Below are 15,239 nucleotides of genomic sequence, written 5' to 3' on the forward strand. Positions count from 1 at the left end.
ATCCCGTTCCCGCTACCTCTATGGCTCACGCAGCGCAGAGCATCCTCGGCGTCGGCGCTGGGCGCAGCATCAGGCGGTTGAACACCCGCCGCTTGAGCGATTGCGGCTCCAGGACCTCGTTGTTGCGCTCCCACAATGTGCCGTTCAGCGAGGGATCGCTCGACAGCGCGAGTTCGGCGCCCCAGCGGGCTGCGTCGGCCGGGTGAATGCCGTCGGGCAGGCCCATCGCGGTGCGCAGGGCACCGGGGATCCAGTCGCTGATCACGATGTCCGGAAAGCGCCCCTCGAGGTCCGCGACCAGTGCGCGGGTGAAGATTCGTCCCGCGCCCTTGGAGACCGAGTAGGCGCCGCTCGCCGGGATCGGCGCGAGGTCGGCGAAGCTGGTGACGTTGACGATGCGGCCGCTGCCCCGGCTCACCATGTCCTCCAGCGCGAGGCGGCTGCAGGCGACCATGCCGCCCAGGTTGATCGCCATCGTGTGCATGAAGCTTTCGGGCGTCTCGTCGAGGAAATCGCGGCGGGGGTAGACGGCGGCGTTGTTGATGAGGATGGCGATCGGGCCGATGCGGCGGATCGCGTCGAAGGCGCCGCGCAGGGCGTCGTAATCGGATACGTCGCAGGCTATGGGGTGGAACGCCCCGGCGGTGGCGCATAGCTTCGACGTGGCGGCAAGGTCGCTCTCGCTGCGGGCGAGGCCCGCGACAATGCAGCCGCGCGCGACGAGTTCCAGCGCCACCGCGCGGCCAAGGCCCTGACCGGCCCCGGTGACGATGGCCAGCGTCATGACACGAGGCTCATGGCACGGTGTTCCAGGTCCGATGTTCCCGCAGCCTTGAGAATCGCATCGCCGACCCGCAGCGCGTTGGCGGCGATGGTCAGACTGGGGTTGACCCCCATCGAGGTTGGCATGAACGAGGCGTCGGCCACCCACAGGTTGCGCATGCCGTGAACCCGGCACTCGGCATTGACGACGGACTTCGCGGGATCGGTCCCCATGCGCAGGCTTCCGCAGGGATGGCCGAAGTTCAGCTCCGGCTGATACGTCAGGAACAGAACGCGCTGCCGTCCCAGCGAGGCGCGGATCAGCTTTCGGAACAGCTTGCGGCGCTGGTGGAGTTCGGGGCTGAAGCGGTAGTCTATCAGGATACCGCCGGGACGGTTGGGATCGGCGGAGACGCGGTTCTCGGCATAGGGCATGTCTTCGAGCAGACCGACGAAGACCTTGGCCTGCCCCAGAACCCGCGCCGCGACTTTCGCGGGTATGCGCGCCATCTGGCTCGCGCCGGGCAGGCGGCGCAGCGGGCTGCGTGCGATCTTGCCGCGCAGGTAACTGAGAATCTCGCCTTCGCCTGCATCCAGCCCCATCGCCTGCACCATGCCGAAGCGGTGCCCCTCGGCATAGTAGAGGTCGCGAAAACCGATGGACTTGGCGGCTTGCGGGTAGCCCTCTTTGCGCCGGGGCCAGAGTGCGAACATCTCGTTCAGATGAAACATCAGGTATCGCCCGACTTGGCCATGCGCATTGCCGCAGCCCTCGGCCCAGTCCGAGCGCGAGGCGAGGAGGATGCGCGGCGAGGACAGTGCGCCTGCGGCCAGCACCACGTGGGCGGCAGTGAACTCCAGCGCCTCGCCATCGCGGCGGGCGACGACGCGGGTAACGCCGCCCCCGTCGCCGCGAAGTTCGGTAACCTCGCAGCGATCGGCGAGGGCGGCGCGGCCGGTGGCGAGGGCGGGTTCTACCCCGGCCGAACGGCCGTCGAGCTTGCAGGGGCGGGGGCACTTGCGGCCGAGGCACGAGCCGCAGCCGTCGAGGCCGCGCATCGCGCTGTGCAACTGGTAGGGGTGCAGGCCGGAGCGGCGCATGCCCTCCATCAGCCGGGCATCGCCCTCGCACATCGCGGGGCCTACCGTGAGGTTGGGTGTCGGGTGGGTGGCGAGCGGGTCCGGCTGACCGCGCACCTCGAACAGGGCCTGCGCCGCGTCGAAGTAGGGGAGCATCGCAGAGAAGCTGACCGGCCAACCGTTAGTTGGGTGCGGGCGCTCGGCGCTGTGGTCGAGATCGTGCGGCTCGGGCCGTTCGAGCGTGGCGGCGTAGAAGACGGAAGAGCCGCCAACGGCGGCGCCTATCGCGGGATGGACGCGGTGTTCCTGTCCCTCGATGCGGGCGTGGATGGTCTCGGGCCACGATCCGCGCACGAGGCGGGCGACGGGATCGGTGATCTCGTCGCTTGCCATGTGGTTCTGCTCGGCGCGGTGTCCGGCGCGGCCCTTCTCTACGAACAGGACCGAAAGGCCGCGCTCGGCAAGGCGGCGGCCGATCGTACCCCCGCCGATGCCGGTGCCGATGACGATGACGTCCCAATGTTTTTCGGTGAGTTCGCCCGGGGTCACTGGCTCGCCGCCGCTATGGTCGTGGGGCCGGTGCCGAGGAGGAACGGCACGAACAGGTCGCGCAGGCGCACCGAGCCCTCGTAAGTCATGTGGTTGTTGTCGAAATAGAGCGAAGCGCCTTTTACCATGCCGCTGCAGCTGCCGTGGCAGAGCCGTGGCCATGGGTCGATCAGGCGCACCTGCCGTTCGGCGACGAGCTGGTCGATCGGTGCTTCCGCCTGACGGTTGCGATCGCGCAGGGGGGCCATCTGCACGCTGGCGAGCGTGCGGGCCTGATCGGGGGTAAGCCGTCCGTAGGCGAGATCGCGGGCGACGCGGATGCTGTCGAACTGGGGTAGTTCGGGGACTTGCCGCAGGAGGTAGACCTCGCGGCCCTCGCCGTTCAACTCCGCCACCGTGAGCTTGAGCGCGGCGCCGAACAAGGCGGCCTGTCCGTCCCCCTGCGGGAGGCCGGACCCGGCATCGGGGGAGAGGGTAATGAGGTTGTGAGCGTCGCGGCCCACGCCCCGGCCGTCGGCGTAGTAGGCCCAGCGGCCGACCAGCAGCAGGCGGCGGATGCCGGGATATTGCCGGATCGCCGCGCGGATGCGCCGGTTCTCCTCGGCGCAGAGGACGTCTTGGTCGGGCGTCGATGCGCTCTCCTGCTTGGCGAGGCCGAACAGCGGCGGGCATCCGGCGCGCCAGATGATGATGCCGGGCCGCCCCGCCTCGCGCGCGGCCATGGCGAGGCCGTCCATCTGCGCGCGCAAGTGGCTGTCGCCCCAGATCAGCACCTCGGGCGGGCCGTCGGGGCCGATGGCGCATGTGCGGATACCGGCGAGCGGGCCGTTCTCTGGATGGCGGCAGCGGCTGGTGTCCTGCAGGAATCCGCTCGAGGCGGCGATGTAGACTTGCGTTTCGGGGGAGAAGCGGTCGGGCAGGCCGTTGGCGAGGAACGTCACCGCGCCGACCGCGAGGGTCGCGCCGGCGGCCACGGCTGCGCTGCCCAGCAGCACTGGCGAAGTGACGCGGCGGCTGCGGCGGAAGGGCTGCTCGACGAAGCGCCAGCTCAGCGTCGCGACGACGAAGACCAGCGCCAGCCATGCGGCGGTCTCCAGCGGTGAGGCATAGTGCCCGCGCCAGTACCGCGAGAGGATCAGCAGCGGCCAATGCCACAGATACAGCGAGTAGGAGATCAGCCCGACGAAGACCATCGCCGGGTGCGAGAGCACGGTGCCGGGGTTGCCTCTTGCATTGGTCGCTCCCGCCAGCAGCGCGGCGCTGCCCGCCACTGGAAGCAGGGCCTGCCAGCCGGGGAAGCCTGCGCTGTCGATCAGCAGGAAGGAGGCGGCGAGCAGCAGGAACCCGGCGCTTGCCAGCACGGCCTGCAGGCGCGGGGTCAGCGCCGCGCCGCGCAGCGCGATCGCCAGCAGCACGCCTGACAGCATTTCCCACGCGCGGAACGGGAAGAGGTAGAAGGTCATCACCGGATAGCCGGCGGTCATGGCCACGCAGGCCAGCAGCGAGCCTGCCCAGACCGCGATCAGCACGCCCAGGATCACCCTCGGCCCGACACGCGCGAGTGCGAGCACGGTCAGCAGCAGCGGCAGGAAGATGTAGAACTGCTCCTCCACCGAAAGCGACCAGGTGTGCAGCAGCACCCGGCTGTCGGCGCCGAAATCGAAGTAGCCCGCCTCGCGGTAGAACAGGACATTGGACATCCACAGGCTGGACGCGATCAGTTCCTTGCCGAAGTTGCGCAGCTCGTAGGGGAGCAGCACGAACCAGCCGATCACTGCGCTGGCGGCGCCCATCGCGAAGAAGGCGGGCGCCAGGCGGCGGATGCGGCGCAGGTAGAACTGGCCGAGGTCGATCCGGCCCGCATCCAGCAGCTCGGACCACAGCATCCCGCCGATCAGGAAGCCGGAGATCACGAAGAACACGTCGACGCCGACGAAACCCGCCTTCAGGCCCGGCACCGCGAAGTGGTAGAGCACGACGGCCAGCACCGCGATGGCGCGCAGTCCGTCTATTTCCCGGCGATAAGGTCCATGCTGGGCTGCCGACACGTTGCGATTTCTCCCTCGATGGAATGTCTAGGTTCCGGGCCGTCCCGGCGGAATTCGGCAAAGGTCGGTCGAACTTTTCGGAAGGGGGCATCCCCTGCGCATCAGATGCAATGCCCCGTGCCTTCAGGCGCGAAGCGGGTGCAGTCCCAGCGCAGGTTCTCGGGCGCGGTGGCGGTGCTGCGGCGCTCGAAGATGAAGGTAATCGCATCGACCGAACTGCCGGGCATCGGCAGAGCGCGGGGGGTGCGGGCGGCGTCGGTCCAGCCGATGAAGCGGCACTGGCTCACCCCGGCGCAGCGCTGCTCGGCCATAGCGCGGAAGCTGGCGGGGGTGCCGCCTGCGGGCAGGGTCACGAGGAAGACGTTCGGTGGCGGTGCAGCCAGGACGCTGCCGAGACCCGACCTCGGCGCGGCCGGCGGTGTCGGTGCCGTAAGGGGAGGCTGTCCGGTCGGGATAACCGGCAGGAACTGCAGCTGCGGCGCTTCGGAGCCGACCGTCGCGGCGCGATGGGCGTCGGAGATGCGGGCGAGCATCGCGATGTCCGGCTCGCTGCCGGTGTGGCGCATCTCGAAAACCTGCGTGCCGCGCCAGCGGTAGAACAGGTGGGTGCGCACGACCGCGATCTTGTCCATCGTGCGATCCCAGGCCGGGCTCACCCAGTCGGTGTGGTAATGCGTGGCCAGGCCGACGGTCGGATCGACCTGGCCCAGCAGCATCTCGGTGGCGACGCGGCGGGACTGCTGCCAAGCCTCTGCGGAGGGCGTGCGGCGCAGCAGAGAGCCGTCGCAGGTGAAAGTGAACTGGCAGCCGGTGCGCCGCTCCGAGCCCTGGAAGACCACGCCGCAGACGCTGGCGGGAAAGGCGCGGTGGCGTACCCGGTTCAGCACGACCTGCGCGACCGCGCGCTGGTCGGCGATGCCGAGGCCCGCCTCGTAGTAGTCCGCAGCGGCGAGGCAGTCGGTCGCGCGTGCCAGATCCTCGGGCGCGGCGCGCAAGTAGAACGGCTGGGCCGCGATGATGACGCCCCCCGCCAGCGGCACGGCGGCGTTGAAGGTGCGCGCCAGTTGCGACTGCGCATCGGCCGGGGGCAGCGGAGCATCGTCCGGCGCGTCGAAGGCGCCGCGCACCACCGGCGGCGCGGTGAAGCGCGGCAGCGGACTGGCGACGGGGTGCTGGGCGGGAACGGTGGCGACGGCGACGAGGGCCAGGCATGCACCGAGCCACGTCCTACCCTTGACCATGGCCCGGCGCATGACCGTCCTCCCACGCCCGGCCGACGGCTGCTCGCGGTTCCGATGCTTGCCCAACCATCTGGAACGAAAGGCGGCAAATGCCGACAAGACCGGTCTCCCGCAGTGAAACCGATTCATCCCACGGTGGGCACCCGGGGGGCATCCGGGGGATCACGCTCCCGGGGCTCCCACCGTCAATTCCCTAAGTAAAACCCGCAATGCCGTGGGCTCCCGCAGGGAGCATAATGACGGGATTATGGAGATCATCGAACCGGCCGCCGCGCCGCTCGCCTTCAGGCACGATTCGGGTATGCAGTGGGCAGGCGCCTCACGCCGTGCTTCGCCGCCCCGCGCGCGCGCGGCGATCGCCTATCTCAGCAACGTCTATCCGAAGATCAGCCACAGCTTCATCCAGACCGAGATCGCGGCGCTGGAGCGGCAGGGGTTCGCGGTCCACCGCTTCACCGTGCGCCGTGCCGGAGAAGCCCCCGCAGATGCAGCTGAGCGCGCCGAGGCGGCCCGCACTACGGCGCTGCTGGAGGATCGAGGGGCGCTTGCGTCGGCGATGTTGGATCGCTTTGCCCGGCACCCTCGAGCCGCCTTGAGCGCGCTGCAACTGGCCTGGCGAACCGGCGGAAGCGGCAATCGCATTCGTGCGCTGGCCTACTTCGCCGAAGCCGCGCTGCTGGCGTGCAGGCTGGAGGCGGCGGGAGTCTCGCATCTCCATGCCCATTTCGGGACGAACCCGGCGATGGTGGCGCGTCTGGTGGCACGGCTGGCGCCGGTGACTTACAGCTTCACCGCGCACGGCCCGGACGAATTCGATGCGCCGCGCGGCCTCGACCTGCCGGGCAAGATCGCCGAGGCCGCCTTCGTGGTGGGCGTGTCCAGCTTCGGCCGCGGGCAGCTGATGCGCTGGTCGCACCCGGATCACTGGCCGCGCATCCACGTCGTCCACTGCGCACCGGACCCGGCGTTCTTCGCGGGGCTCGCGGCAGATGACGCGGCGACGATCGAGGGCGCGCCCGGAGACGACACGCGCTTCGTCTGCGTCGCGCGTCTCAGCGCCCAGAAGGGCCTGCCGCTGCTGCTGGAGGCCGTCGCCCGGGTTGCCGCCCGCCGCCCGATCCGGCTGGACCTGATCGGCGGCGGCGAGGACGAGGCGATCATCGCGGCCCAGATCGCGCGGCTGGGGCTGGGCGGTACCGTCACCCTGCACGGCTGGGCGAGTCCGGAGACGATCCGCGATGCCCTGCGTTCCGCCCGCGCACTCGTGCTGCCCAGTTTCGCCGAGGGGCTGCCGGTCGTGCTCATGGAGGCGATGGCGCTGCGCCGCCCGGTCATTGCCACGGCCATCGCCGGAATCCCGGAACTGGTCGACGGTGAGGTCGGCTGGCTGGTGCCTTCTGGCTGCGTGGATGCGATCGAGCAGGCGCTGGACGCCGCGCTCGATGCCTGGCCTGAGGAACTGGAGCAAATGGGCGAGCGTGCCCGCGCCCGCGTCCTCGAACGCCACGATCCCGAACGCTGCGCGGCCCGAATGGTGGATTTGCTGGAGCCGCTGGTGCGCTGATCGTCATTGCGAGCACATGCTGCGCTCGCGATCAGCCTCGTCATCCCCGCTTTCGCGGGGATGACTACGAGTGTTTCAACCGAGGAAAATCGGGCTCCGACAAGGGTGACCCGCGCGTCAGACGCTGGCGGGAGGGATCATCCGCATGACCGGCGAGAGCTGGCGGCGCCATAGCGCGGCGCGGCGCTGGCGTTCGTCCAGTCCCTCGATCATGCCCAATGCTTCACCGCGATCGATGCCGCTGCGTTCGCACAGGAAGGGATGGCGCGGCGGGCTGGCGAAGTAGCTGTAGAACAGCGCGGCCCGGTCGCGCGCGGTGGCGGGCTTGCCGCGATGGAAGAAGCGCGCGGTGTCGCAGAACACCACGGTGCCCTTCGGGCCGGTGCAGCTTACCATGTCGTCGATGTAGTCCGGCCCCAGCCGCGCCTTGAGCAGCGGATCTTCGCCGAATTCGTAGCGGTAGCCGTCGATGTCGTTGCGTATGGTGTCCTGCCGGGCGATGCACTGGAAGGGCCCGCCTTCCTCATCGACGTCGTGGAGATAGATCGCGACCTTGAGCATGCGCCGGTCCTCCCGGTCGCGGTGCCACTTGCGGGTGGCGACCTCCTGCCCGTCGGCGACGGTGTAATTGATCGCGACGCCGTCGTAGGCGACCGGCAGGCCGATGTAGCTCTCGACGATGTCGAGCAGACGCTCGTGCAGGCCGATGCGGTAGATGTTGGGGTTGCGCACGATCTCGGCGGGCGGAACGATGATGAACTGCCTGCCCCCGGCGGCCAGCGCACGGGCTTCGGGGGCGAAGTCGCTGGACAGAGCCCATGCCGTCTCGACCACCTCGGCGGCGCCGTGGATTTTCAGCGCGTCTAGCGTGGTCACGCAAACGCCCTTGCGGTTGAGCTGCGCGACGATGTCGTTGCCGATGGCGTCGAGATCCGGCAGGCGGCGGGCATGGCGGCTTACGGCGGCCCGGTGTCGCTTGCCCAGCCAGAGGCGCAGGCGCTTTTCGTTGAGCACCGCAAGCGCCGTCTGCGAGGGAAGGTCGCGCAGCCATCGGGCGCGCGCTTTCAGCTTCAGGATCGTCATTGCATCCTCCGGTATGGGGCGGTGTGCGGCCGCTTCAGGCCTGCCTGGAGCCGCTCTTGTAGTACCCGTAATCGACCCGCCTCGCGGTCTGCGAGATGGACCGGTTGAGCACGGTGCCGATGATCGGCGTCGGGCTGACGGCTTGCATGATCTCCTGAAGGGCGGCCTTGGCGGTGCGGCCTTCTTCCGCGACGATCAGGATGCCATCGACATTGCGGGCGATCAGCGCGAGGTCGTCGCTGAGGATCGCGGGCGGCGTGTCGATGATGCAGATCGTCCCGCTGTCGATCGAGTGCCGGTTGTGCAGCGCCAGCGCCAGTGCGTTGGAGGCGAGCAGCACCTCGGCATCGTCGCGCGCGCTACGGACGCGGTGGACGGTAAGGTCGAGCCCCTCGATCCGCGCCTGCGTGGCGCTCCAGGGACACTCACCGGCAAGGTAGTCCTCCACTCCCGCGTAGTCGTCCGGCAGGCCCAGCCGCTCGCCCAGGGCCGGGCGGCGGAGGTCCAGCTCGACGAGGACGGTGGGATGAATGCGCGCCATGGCCATGGCGAGGTTGAGGGTGATGTGCGTCTTGCCGTTGCCGGGCTCGGCCGAGGTCACCGCGAAGACGCGGGTGCCGGTGGCGCGGGCATGGTCGAGCAAGGCCGAGCGGATCATCGTGAAGGGACGCAGCTCGTTGCTCGGCGGGGCGAGGCCGACGATGTGGTTGTCGGCCAGGTGCGCGGCATCGGGCGTGAAGGTGATGCCGGCGACGGCGGGGACTTCGATGCCGCCTTGCGGAATGAATGGCACTTCGGCGTTCATGGGCCTGCTCCCGTTATGACTGGCTTAGGCTGGCGAATAGGCTGCGGCATGCGCCCGGCCCGGCAGCCAGCGTGCGAGCCGATCGAGAAAAGTGGGTGTGCGGCTGGTGGCGACGGCTCCGAACAGCGGGGCGCGGACGGCGCGGCGCAGGCTTTCGGTGCCGTGGATCGTGCCGGTCAGCATCTCGCGGCCGATGATCAGGACGAGGCCCATGACGAACCCGGCGGCGATGCCCATCAGCACGACCATCCAGCCCTTCTGGCCGAGCGGGTGCAGCGGCAGGTTGGGCGCATCGACCACGGTGAAGCGCTCGCCCTTGTCCTCCGACTGGAGGTTGGCGGCGACTTGCGCGTCGAGCTGCTTTTCGCGCAGGGAGTCGTACTGGCGCTTGATGTTGTCGTACTCGCGCTCGATCGTGTTGAGTTCGTAGGCCGATTGCGGTGCCTGCGCGACGCGGGCGTCGATGTCGGCCATCGTGCGCACCAGTTCCGCGCGGCGGGCGGCGAGGGTGGAGATGCGCTCGCGCCCGGCGGCGATCTCGGCCTCGATCAGCGTCTCGCCCCGGCCCGGTTCCCGCGCGACAAGGGCGCGCTGACGTGCCACTTCGGCGCGGGCGGCGATCACGTCGGGGAAATTTTCCGAATGGGTGGAAAGCAGTGCGGAGAGGCGTTCCTCGGCGCGCTGCATCCCTTCGATGCCGGGCGGGGTGCGCTCCAGTTCCTGCTGGCGAGCGGCGAGCAGGCTGGACTGCTGCACCAGTCCCTGCGTCTCGGCATCGGTGCGCGAGATTTCCGCGCGCATCGCCGAACTCGACTGCGAACTGAGCGCGACGTCGGTGGGCAGGGAACCGGCATAGCGGGCCTGCACGCCGCGGCGCTTCTCGGCAAGGTCGCGCAACTGGCGGCGCAGTTCGTCGGAGCGCTTGGCGAGGAAGGCGGCGGTTCCGGTGGCCTGCTCGGTGCGGAAGCGCTTGTCTTCGACGAGGAACATCTTGGTCAGCTGCTCGGTCACCGCCTGCGCGGTGCGGGCATCGCGGTAGTCGAAGGTGAGGTTGAAGGCGATCGTGCCGCCGCGTCCCTGCGCCTGGTTGGCGGCGACCAGGTTCACCCCGATCTTCGTGCGCATGATCTCGAGCAGCTTGGGATAGTCCATCGCCGCGCGCTCGCTGGGATAGAGCCTGTTCTGCTCGATCAGTCGCGTCAGGCTGTCGCGGCTGACGATCTGCTGGCGGATCTTGGCGATGCGCTCGTCCGCCACTTCGGTGATGGGCGAGGAGATCAGGCTCTGCGGGATCTGCGGGGAATCGATCAGCAACGTCGCGTAGGACCGGTAGACCGGCTCTCGCATCACCACCGAGCCCGCCGCTGCGGCGGCTCCGAGCAGGGTCGGCGCGATCAGCCAGCGCCAGCGGCGACGCAGCATGGCCAGGATCTCGACCGGGTAGATGCCGAGGGAGTCGGTATCGCCCACGATGGATGCCGGCGGCGAAACGGGCGCGGATGTCTGGGTCGTGCTGTTCATCGGCTGGGTATCCGGAAGGTGACGCCGGCCCGGATCGTCCAGGACTTCTGCGTCTGGGTGGTCATGCCGGTGCGGCGGTCATAGTCCGCGCCGATGTGAAGGCGAAAGCGGTCGTCGAGGCGGTGCTCGTAAGTCGTGGACAGGCGCACGATCTTCGCGTCCGATCCGAAGGTGGGACTGGGAACCGAGCGATACTCGCCGCTCGCGCTCAGCCTGCCGCGATCGCTGGTCTGGAAGTCGAAGGTGGTGGTCAGCACCTTCTCGCGCTGGATGCCGCCGAAACTGGTGACGACCGGCGAGATGCGGCCCTCGATGCACACCCGCAGACGGCGCGGATCGTAGCATACGGACAGGGCGGTGGTGAGCTGGAACGGGTTGTTCTCGTTCGGCCGTCCCGGTTCGCGCCGGGTGATCTTCGAGACGCCCGTTTCGGCCTGGATCGACAGGTTCGGCGCGATGCGCGAACCGGCCTTGAGGACGAAGATCGCCGAATCCGATTCCGATCGGTCCGCCGACTTGCTGAACGTCGCCATACCGCCGAGGCCGACCCAGGAGGTGCCCGAAAGCCTGCGCTCCAGGCCGAGGCCGAAGCTGGTGGCGTCGGTCCGGCGCAGCAGCAGCGAACCTTGCGGCGACAACCGGCTCCACGCCGCCTCTCCGCTGACCGTCATGTACTGGTCGGGACGCCAGCGCATGCTCTGCTTGAGTTCGTAGCGTTCCTGCAGGCTCACCGGGTCGATCGCGGCATCGATCGAGCCGGTGCCGCCTTCCAGCGGAAGGAGGCGCTCGAAGCCGCCCTCCGTGCGGGCCGAAAAGCGCTCGCTGCCGCGATAGTCGATCGCCGTCCGGGCGTACCCCGTGACGAAATCCCCGTACCGACGGCTGTAGCGGCGATAGGCGAGCTTGCCGTCCAGATCGAGCGTGGTCTTGGGATCGATCCTGACCCCCGCGCTGCCTTGCGCGGAGACTTCGCCGCCCGAGGTCATCTTGCGGTCGTCCGTGGTGAGGAACGGGTTGCGCCCCGTGAACCCCGTCATGTCGAACTCGATGTAGGGCGGCTGCTCCTGCGCGGCCGCATCGGTGGAAGCGAGCCCCAGCGTCGACGGGGCGACGGCCAGGAGGAGCAGGGTGCCACGACGTACCGCCGTCACGGGATCAGCAGGACGTCGCCGCTCTGGAGCGTCGGCAGCGGGGTGCCGAGGGCACCGGAATTGAGCGAGCGGGCGCCCTTCAGCAGCTTGCTCAGCTGGATGCGCTCCACCACCTGGCCATTGCGGGTCTGGCGCAGGATCACCGCGCTGCCGGTATCGGCGAACTCGGCGGTGCCGCCGGCCATGCTGAGCGCCTGCAGGATGTTCGGGACCGAGCGGCTGGTGTAGCTGCCGGGCGTGCGGACTTTGCCAAGCACGTAGAAGCGCGTGCCGTCGGTCTCGCGCACGGTCACCGTCACGTCGGGCGGTGCGGCCGTGTAATTGAGCGCGATGCGGCCGCGGATCTCGTCGGCGATGTCGGTGACGTTGCGGCCGTCGGCGCGGATCGTTCCCGCCAGCGGGAAGGCGAACGTGCCGTCCGGCTGGACCAGAACCTGGCGCTGCATGCGCTCCTCGCCCCAGACGAATACGTCGAGCTGGTCGCCCGCCTTCACCTTGTAGCGCGTGGCCGAGGCGGCGTCGGGCATCGCGGCGGCGGACTGGGCGCCGGATACGGCGGGCGCGATCGCCGGACTGGCAGGGCTGCCAGCCTTGACCTGCGCTGCGACCGGGTGGACCGCAAGGCCCAGGGCGATCAGCGAAGCGGCCGCCGCAACGGCTCGGATCGACCGGCGCGCGGTGCGCGACCGATGTGAATCGTTCGATTGAAGCATGTCTACCCCCCACAGCCGACATCGAATGCCGGTCTGTCGAAAAGCTAACCCCATGCGGTACTTGCCGAAAATTCTCCCATTGGAGGGCGTGCTTATCCGTGGGGAGAAACCCGCATCGGCTCGTCGCGCACACCTAGCGGATATTTCCCAGGGGGATTTTCGGCAGGCGGAATGGGCCTCTCCCTTCACCCTGCGCAGTTGCTCGGGAAGACCACGGCGCAGGGCGGCGGCATAATCGCGTGTGGGGAGGTACGCTCTATGTCGCTTGAACACCTGAACATCACCGGCCTTGAAATTCCTGCGCCCGCACTGGCACCCGCCCTGGGTCTGCCGCTGCCGGATGTGCTCGATCTCGATGCCGGGCATGAGGCTGCCGATCGCGGAGCGCACCGCGACGATGTCGAATTCCTCGACCTCGACTTCACGCCGATCGACCTGCCGACGGCGATGGACGCGGTGTGCAAGCGGCCGCCCACGGCGCCCTTCACCTATATCGTCACGCCCAACGTCGATCATGTCGTGCGGCTGCTGCGGCGGCGTTCGGACTTGTGGCCGGCCTATCGCGACGCGTGGATGACCTTGTGCGACAGCCGCATCCTCGCCCGCCTGGCGCGCGGTGACGGCCGCGAGCTTCCGGTGGTGACGGGCAGCGACCTGACGCTACGCCTGTTCGAGCAGGGCATAGCCCCCGACGACGCCGTCGCGATCCTGGGCGGCAGCGAGGCCACCGTGGCGCGGATCAAGGACCTCTACGGGCTGCGCAACGTGCGACACTACAACCCGCCGATGGGCTTCATCAAGGACCCGCGCGAGACGGCGCGCGCGGTGCGCTTCCTTGTCGAGGCGAAGGCGCGCTATTCCTTCCTCGCCGTCGGCTCGCCGCAGCAGGAGATCATCGCGCGGCGCGTCTCGAAAGCGCGCGGCGGGCAGGGCATCGGCTTCTGCATCGGCGCCAGCCTCGAATTCCTGTCCGGCGAACAGGAGCGTGCGCCGGTGGTTATCCAGCAGATGTCGATGGAGTGGGCCTTCCGGCTCTGCTCCAACCCGCAGCGGCTCTGGCGGCGCTATCTGATCGAGGGGCCGCAGATCTTCCGTATCCACCAGATGTGGCGCAGCAGCCGGGCTCCGGTCCCGGCGCGAACGCCGCTGCACGCATAGGCGAGGGGGCATGATCCGGGGGCGAATCATGAACCGCATGGCACTGGCGATGCTGGTCGGAGGGGCGGCATCGCTGTCCGCGCTGCTCTACGTCGGAGGGGCGTGGCAGGCGGCCGGGGGCACCGAACTGCGGTTGGTCCGGGTCGCGCCCGCGCCGGAAACGACCATCGGGATCAACCTGTTCACGCTGCACTGGTACAACCGCCAGCAGGCCTTCGCGAACATGATCGCGCAAAGCGAATGGTTCCAGTCGCGCGGAGAGGGCTGGAGTCCGATGCCTGTAGGCCAGCTCGACGCGCTGGGGTGGGTGAAACAGCTCGAGCCGGGCCAGAGCGCGACGCGGCTGCTTGTCATGCCCGCCGCGCCGTTCCGGCCGGTCGAAGTGCGCTGCACTTTCCTGGGCACCGGCCAGCTTGAAGCCGACGGCGTGGTCGAAGTGACCGGGCGCGGGCCGCACAGCCTCGACCTGAAACTCTCGCCGACCGGCCAGGAGAACGAGATGGCGTGGATCGAGCTTACCCGCACCGACCCGCGCGATCCGGTGCGCGACATCGACTGCCGCAAGGCAGGCACGCCCGCCAGCGTCCGCTTCGACCCCGAGTTCGTGAACTTCGTGTCGGGCTTCGGGGTGCTGCGCTTCATGGACTGGCAGCGCACCAACGACAACTTGCGCCTGACCTGGAGCCAGCGGGCACTCCCGCAAACCTCTTCGCAGTCCGGCCCGGCAGGCGCGTCGGTGGAGGACATGGTCGACCTTGCCAACACGGTCCACGCCGATGCCTGGTTCACCCTGCCCTTCCACGCCGACGAGGCTTACGTCCGCAGCTTCGCGCAGCTCGTCCACCAGCGGCTCGATCCGGGCAGCCGGGTCTACGTCGAACTGGGCAACGAGGTCTGGAACGACATGTTCGACGCGACCAAAGACGCCGAGCGCGAGGGGCTGGCGCGCGGTCTGGGCGAGGGCAACGCCACTCGCGCCGCGATGGAGCGCTACGCCGAGCGGGTGACCGAGACGATGCGGATCTGGACGCAGGTGTTCGCCGACAGGCCCGGCGCGCTGGTGCGGGTCGCCGCGACGCAGAACGCCAACGCCGGTCTTGCGCGCATGATCCTGGGCTTTCGCGATACCGCCGACTGGGTCGATGCCCTGGCGACCGCGCCTTACGTGTGGATGGACATGGACGCCTACCATGCCGGCGATACCGACCGCGTCTTCGCGGCGATGCCCGCCGCGATCGAGAAGTCGCTCGACATGGCGGGCGAGCAGCGCGAGATCGCCGCGCAGTACGGCAAGCGCTACATCACGTACGAAGCCGGGCAGCACCTCGTCACGCCCGATCTGGCGCTTGCCCGATCGGTGCAGCGCGATCCGCGCATGGGGCAGGCCTATGCCCGCTATCTTACCGAGTGGCGCGACCGCTTCGGCGACACGATGATGCTCTATGCATCGACCGCGCCGATCTCCGAATACGGCTCGTGGGGCCTGCGCGAATACGGCGGCCAGCCGATCGCCGAGGCGCCCAAGTACCAGGCCGTGCACCGCTTCCTGGAGGCAAGCCATTGA

Annotated in this window: 12 protein-coding genes; 3 read left to right on the plus strand and 9 right to left on the minus strand. The window is 69.0% G+C overall.

The window, feature by feature from the left end:
• Positions 1–25: 25 nt before the first annotated feature.
• The 4 genes from HWN72_RS00380 to HWN72_RS00395 form a co-directional block, all read right to left on the minus strand.
• Complete coding sequence (locus tag HWN72_RS00380) at positions 26–784, minus strand: SDR family oxidoreductase (protein WP_211149479.1); 759 nt, start codon at positions 782–784, stop codon at positions 26–28.
• On the minus strand, positions 781–2,391 hold the full coding sequence (locus tag HWN72_RS31760) for a GMC oxidoreductase (RefSeq protein ID WP_211149480.1): 1,611 nt from the start codon (positions 2,389–2,391) through the stop codon (positions 781–783). Before HWN72_RS31760 ends, HWN72_RS00380 begins: the two co-directional genes overlap by 4 nt.
• Entirely contained in the window at positions 2,388–4,439 is a 2,052-nt protein-coding gene (locus HWN72_RS31765; protein ID WP_211149481.1) for an acyltransferase family protein, read from the minus strand. The genes HWN72_RS31760 and HWN72_RS31765 overlap by 4 nt, the downstream gene beginning before the upstream one ends.
• Positions 4,440–4,540: 101 nt before the next feature.
• Positions 4,541–5,692, minus strand: coding sequence for a cell wall hydrolase (locus tag HWN72_RS00395; protein ID WP_211149482.1), 1,152 nt, complete (start codon positions 5,690–5,692; stop codon positions 4,541–4,543).
• A gap of 235 nt (positions 5,693–5,927) precedes the next feature.
• Between HWN72_RS00395 and HWN72_RS00400 the strand changes: the two genes are divergently transcribed.
• Positions 5,928–7,244 carry a glycosyltransferase family 4 protein gene (locus HWN72_RS00400; protein WP_211149483.1) on the plus strand — a complete coding sequence of 439 codons (1,317 nt, stop codon included), beginning with the start codon at positions 5,928–5,930 and terminating at the stop codon, positions 7,242–7,244.
• A 117-nt stretch (positions 7,245–7,361) separates the two neighbouring features.
• Here HWN72_RS00400 and HWN72_RS00405 read toward each other — a convergent pair whose 3' ends face one another.
• The 5 genes from HWN72_RS00405 to HWN72_RS00425 are packed head-to-tail and all read right to left on the minus strand — an operon-like array spanning position 7,362 to position 12,517.
• Positions 7,362–8,327: a hypothetical protein gene (locus tag HWN72_RS00405; protein WP_069708793.1), complete on the minus strand. Its 966-nt coding sequence runs from the start codon at positions 8,325–8,327 to the stop codon at positions 7,362–7,364.
• Positions 8,328–8,361: 34 nt separating this feature from the next.
• Positions 8,362–9,132 (minus strand): CpsD/CapB family tyrosine-protein kinase, encoded by a 771-nt coding sequence (locus HWN72_RS00410; RefSeq protein ID WP_008828313.1) that lies wholly within the window; start codon positions 9,130–9,132, stop codon positions 8,362–8,364.
• A 24-nt stretch (positions 9,133–9,156) separates the two neighbouring features.
• The gene (locus HWN72_RS00415; RefSeq protein ID WP_008828314.1) at positions 9,157–10,653 is read right to left on the minus strand and encodes a Wzz/FepE/Etk N-terminal domain-containing protein; all 1,497 of its coding nucleotides are present in this window, start codon (positions 10,651–10,653) and stop codon (positions 9,157–9,159) included.
• The gene (locus HWN72_RS00420) at positions 10,650–11,804 is read right to left on the minus strand and encodes a hypothetical protein (protein ID WP_172704933.1); all 1,155 of its coding nucleotides are present in this window, start codon (positions 11,802–11,804) and stop codon (positions 10,650–10,652) included. The genes HWN72_RS00415 and HWN72_RS00420 overlap by 4 nt, the downstream gene beginning before the upstream one ends.
• Positions 11,801–12,517 carry a polysaccharide biosynthesis/export family protein gene (locus tag HWN72_RS00425; protein ID WP_248005707.1) on the minus strand — a complete coding sequence of 239 codons (717 nt, stop codon included), beginning with the start codon at positions 12,515–12,517 and terminating at the stop codon, positions 11,801–11,803. The genes HWN72_RS00420 and HWN72_RS00425 overlap by 4 nt, the downstream gene beginning before the upstream one ends.
• Positions 12,518–12,775: 258 nt before the next feature.
• On the opposite strand from HWN72_RS00425, the gene HWN72_RS00430 reads away from it, so the two are divergent.
• On the plus strand, positions 12,776–13,675 hold the full coding sequence (locus HWN72_RS00430; RefSeq protein WP_008830601.1) for a WecB/TagA/CpsF family glycosyltransferase: 900 nt from the start codon (positions 12,776–12,778) through the stop codon (positions 13,673–13,675).
• 28 nt (positions 13,676–13,703) lie between these two features.
• On the plus strand, positions 13,704–15,239 hold the full coding sequence (locus HWN72_RS00435) for a hypothetical protein (protein WP_211149485.1): 1,536 nt from the start codon (positions 13,704–13,706) through the stop codon (positions 15,237–15,239).

The organism is Novosphingobium sp. HR1a, from assembly GCF_015594425.1.
Lineage (GTDB): Bacteria > Pseudomonadota > Alphaproteobacteria > Sphingomonadales > Sphingomonadaceae > Novosphingobium > Novosphingobium resinovorum_A.

Coding starts and splice junctions, on each gene's coding strand:
- HWN72_RS00380 (WP_211149479.1), bottom strand. CDS start 784: ATGACGCTGGCCATCGTCACCGGGGCCGGTCAGGGCCTTGGCCGCGCG.
- HWN72_RS00395 (WP_211149482.1), bottom strand. CDS start 5,692: ATGCGCCGGGCCATGGTCAAGGGTAGGACGTGGCTCGGTGCATGCCTG.
- HWN72_RS00400 (WP_211149483.1), top strand. CDS start 5,928: ATGGAGATCATCGAACCGGCCGCCGCGCCGCTCGCCTTCAGGCACGAT.
- HWN72_RS00405 (WP_069708793.1), bottom strand. CDS start 8,327: ATGACGATCCTGAAGCTGAAAGCGCGCGCCCGATGGCTGCGCGACCTT.
- HWN72_RS00410 (WP_008828313.1), bottom strand. CDS start 9,132: ATGAACGCCGAAGTGCCATTCATTCCGCAAGGCGGCATCGAAGTCCCC.
- HWN72_RS00415 (WP_008828314.1), bottom strand. CDS start 10,653: ATGAACAGCACGACCCAGACATCCGCGCCCGTTTCGCCGCCGGCATCC.
- HWN72_RS00425 (WP_248005707.1), bottom strand. CDS start 12,517: ATGCTTCAATCGAACGATTCACATCGGTCGCGCACCGCGCGCCGGTCG.
- HWN72_RS00430 (WP_008830601.1), top strand. CDS start 12,776: ATGTCGCTTGAACACCTGAACATCACCGGCCTTGAAATTCCTGCGCCC.
- HWN72_RS00435 (WP_211149485.1), top strand. CDS start 13,704: ATGAACCGCATGGCACTGGCGATGCTGGTCGGAGGGGCGGCATCGCTG.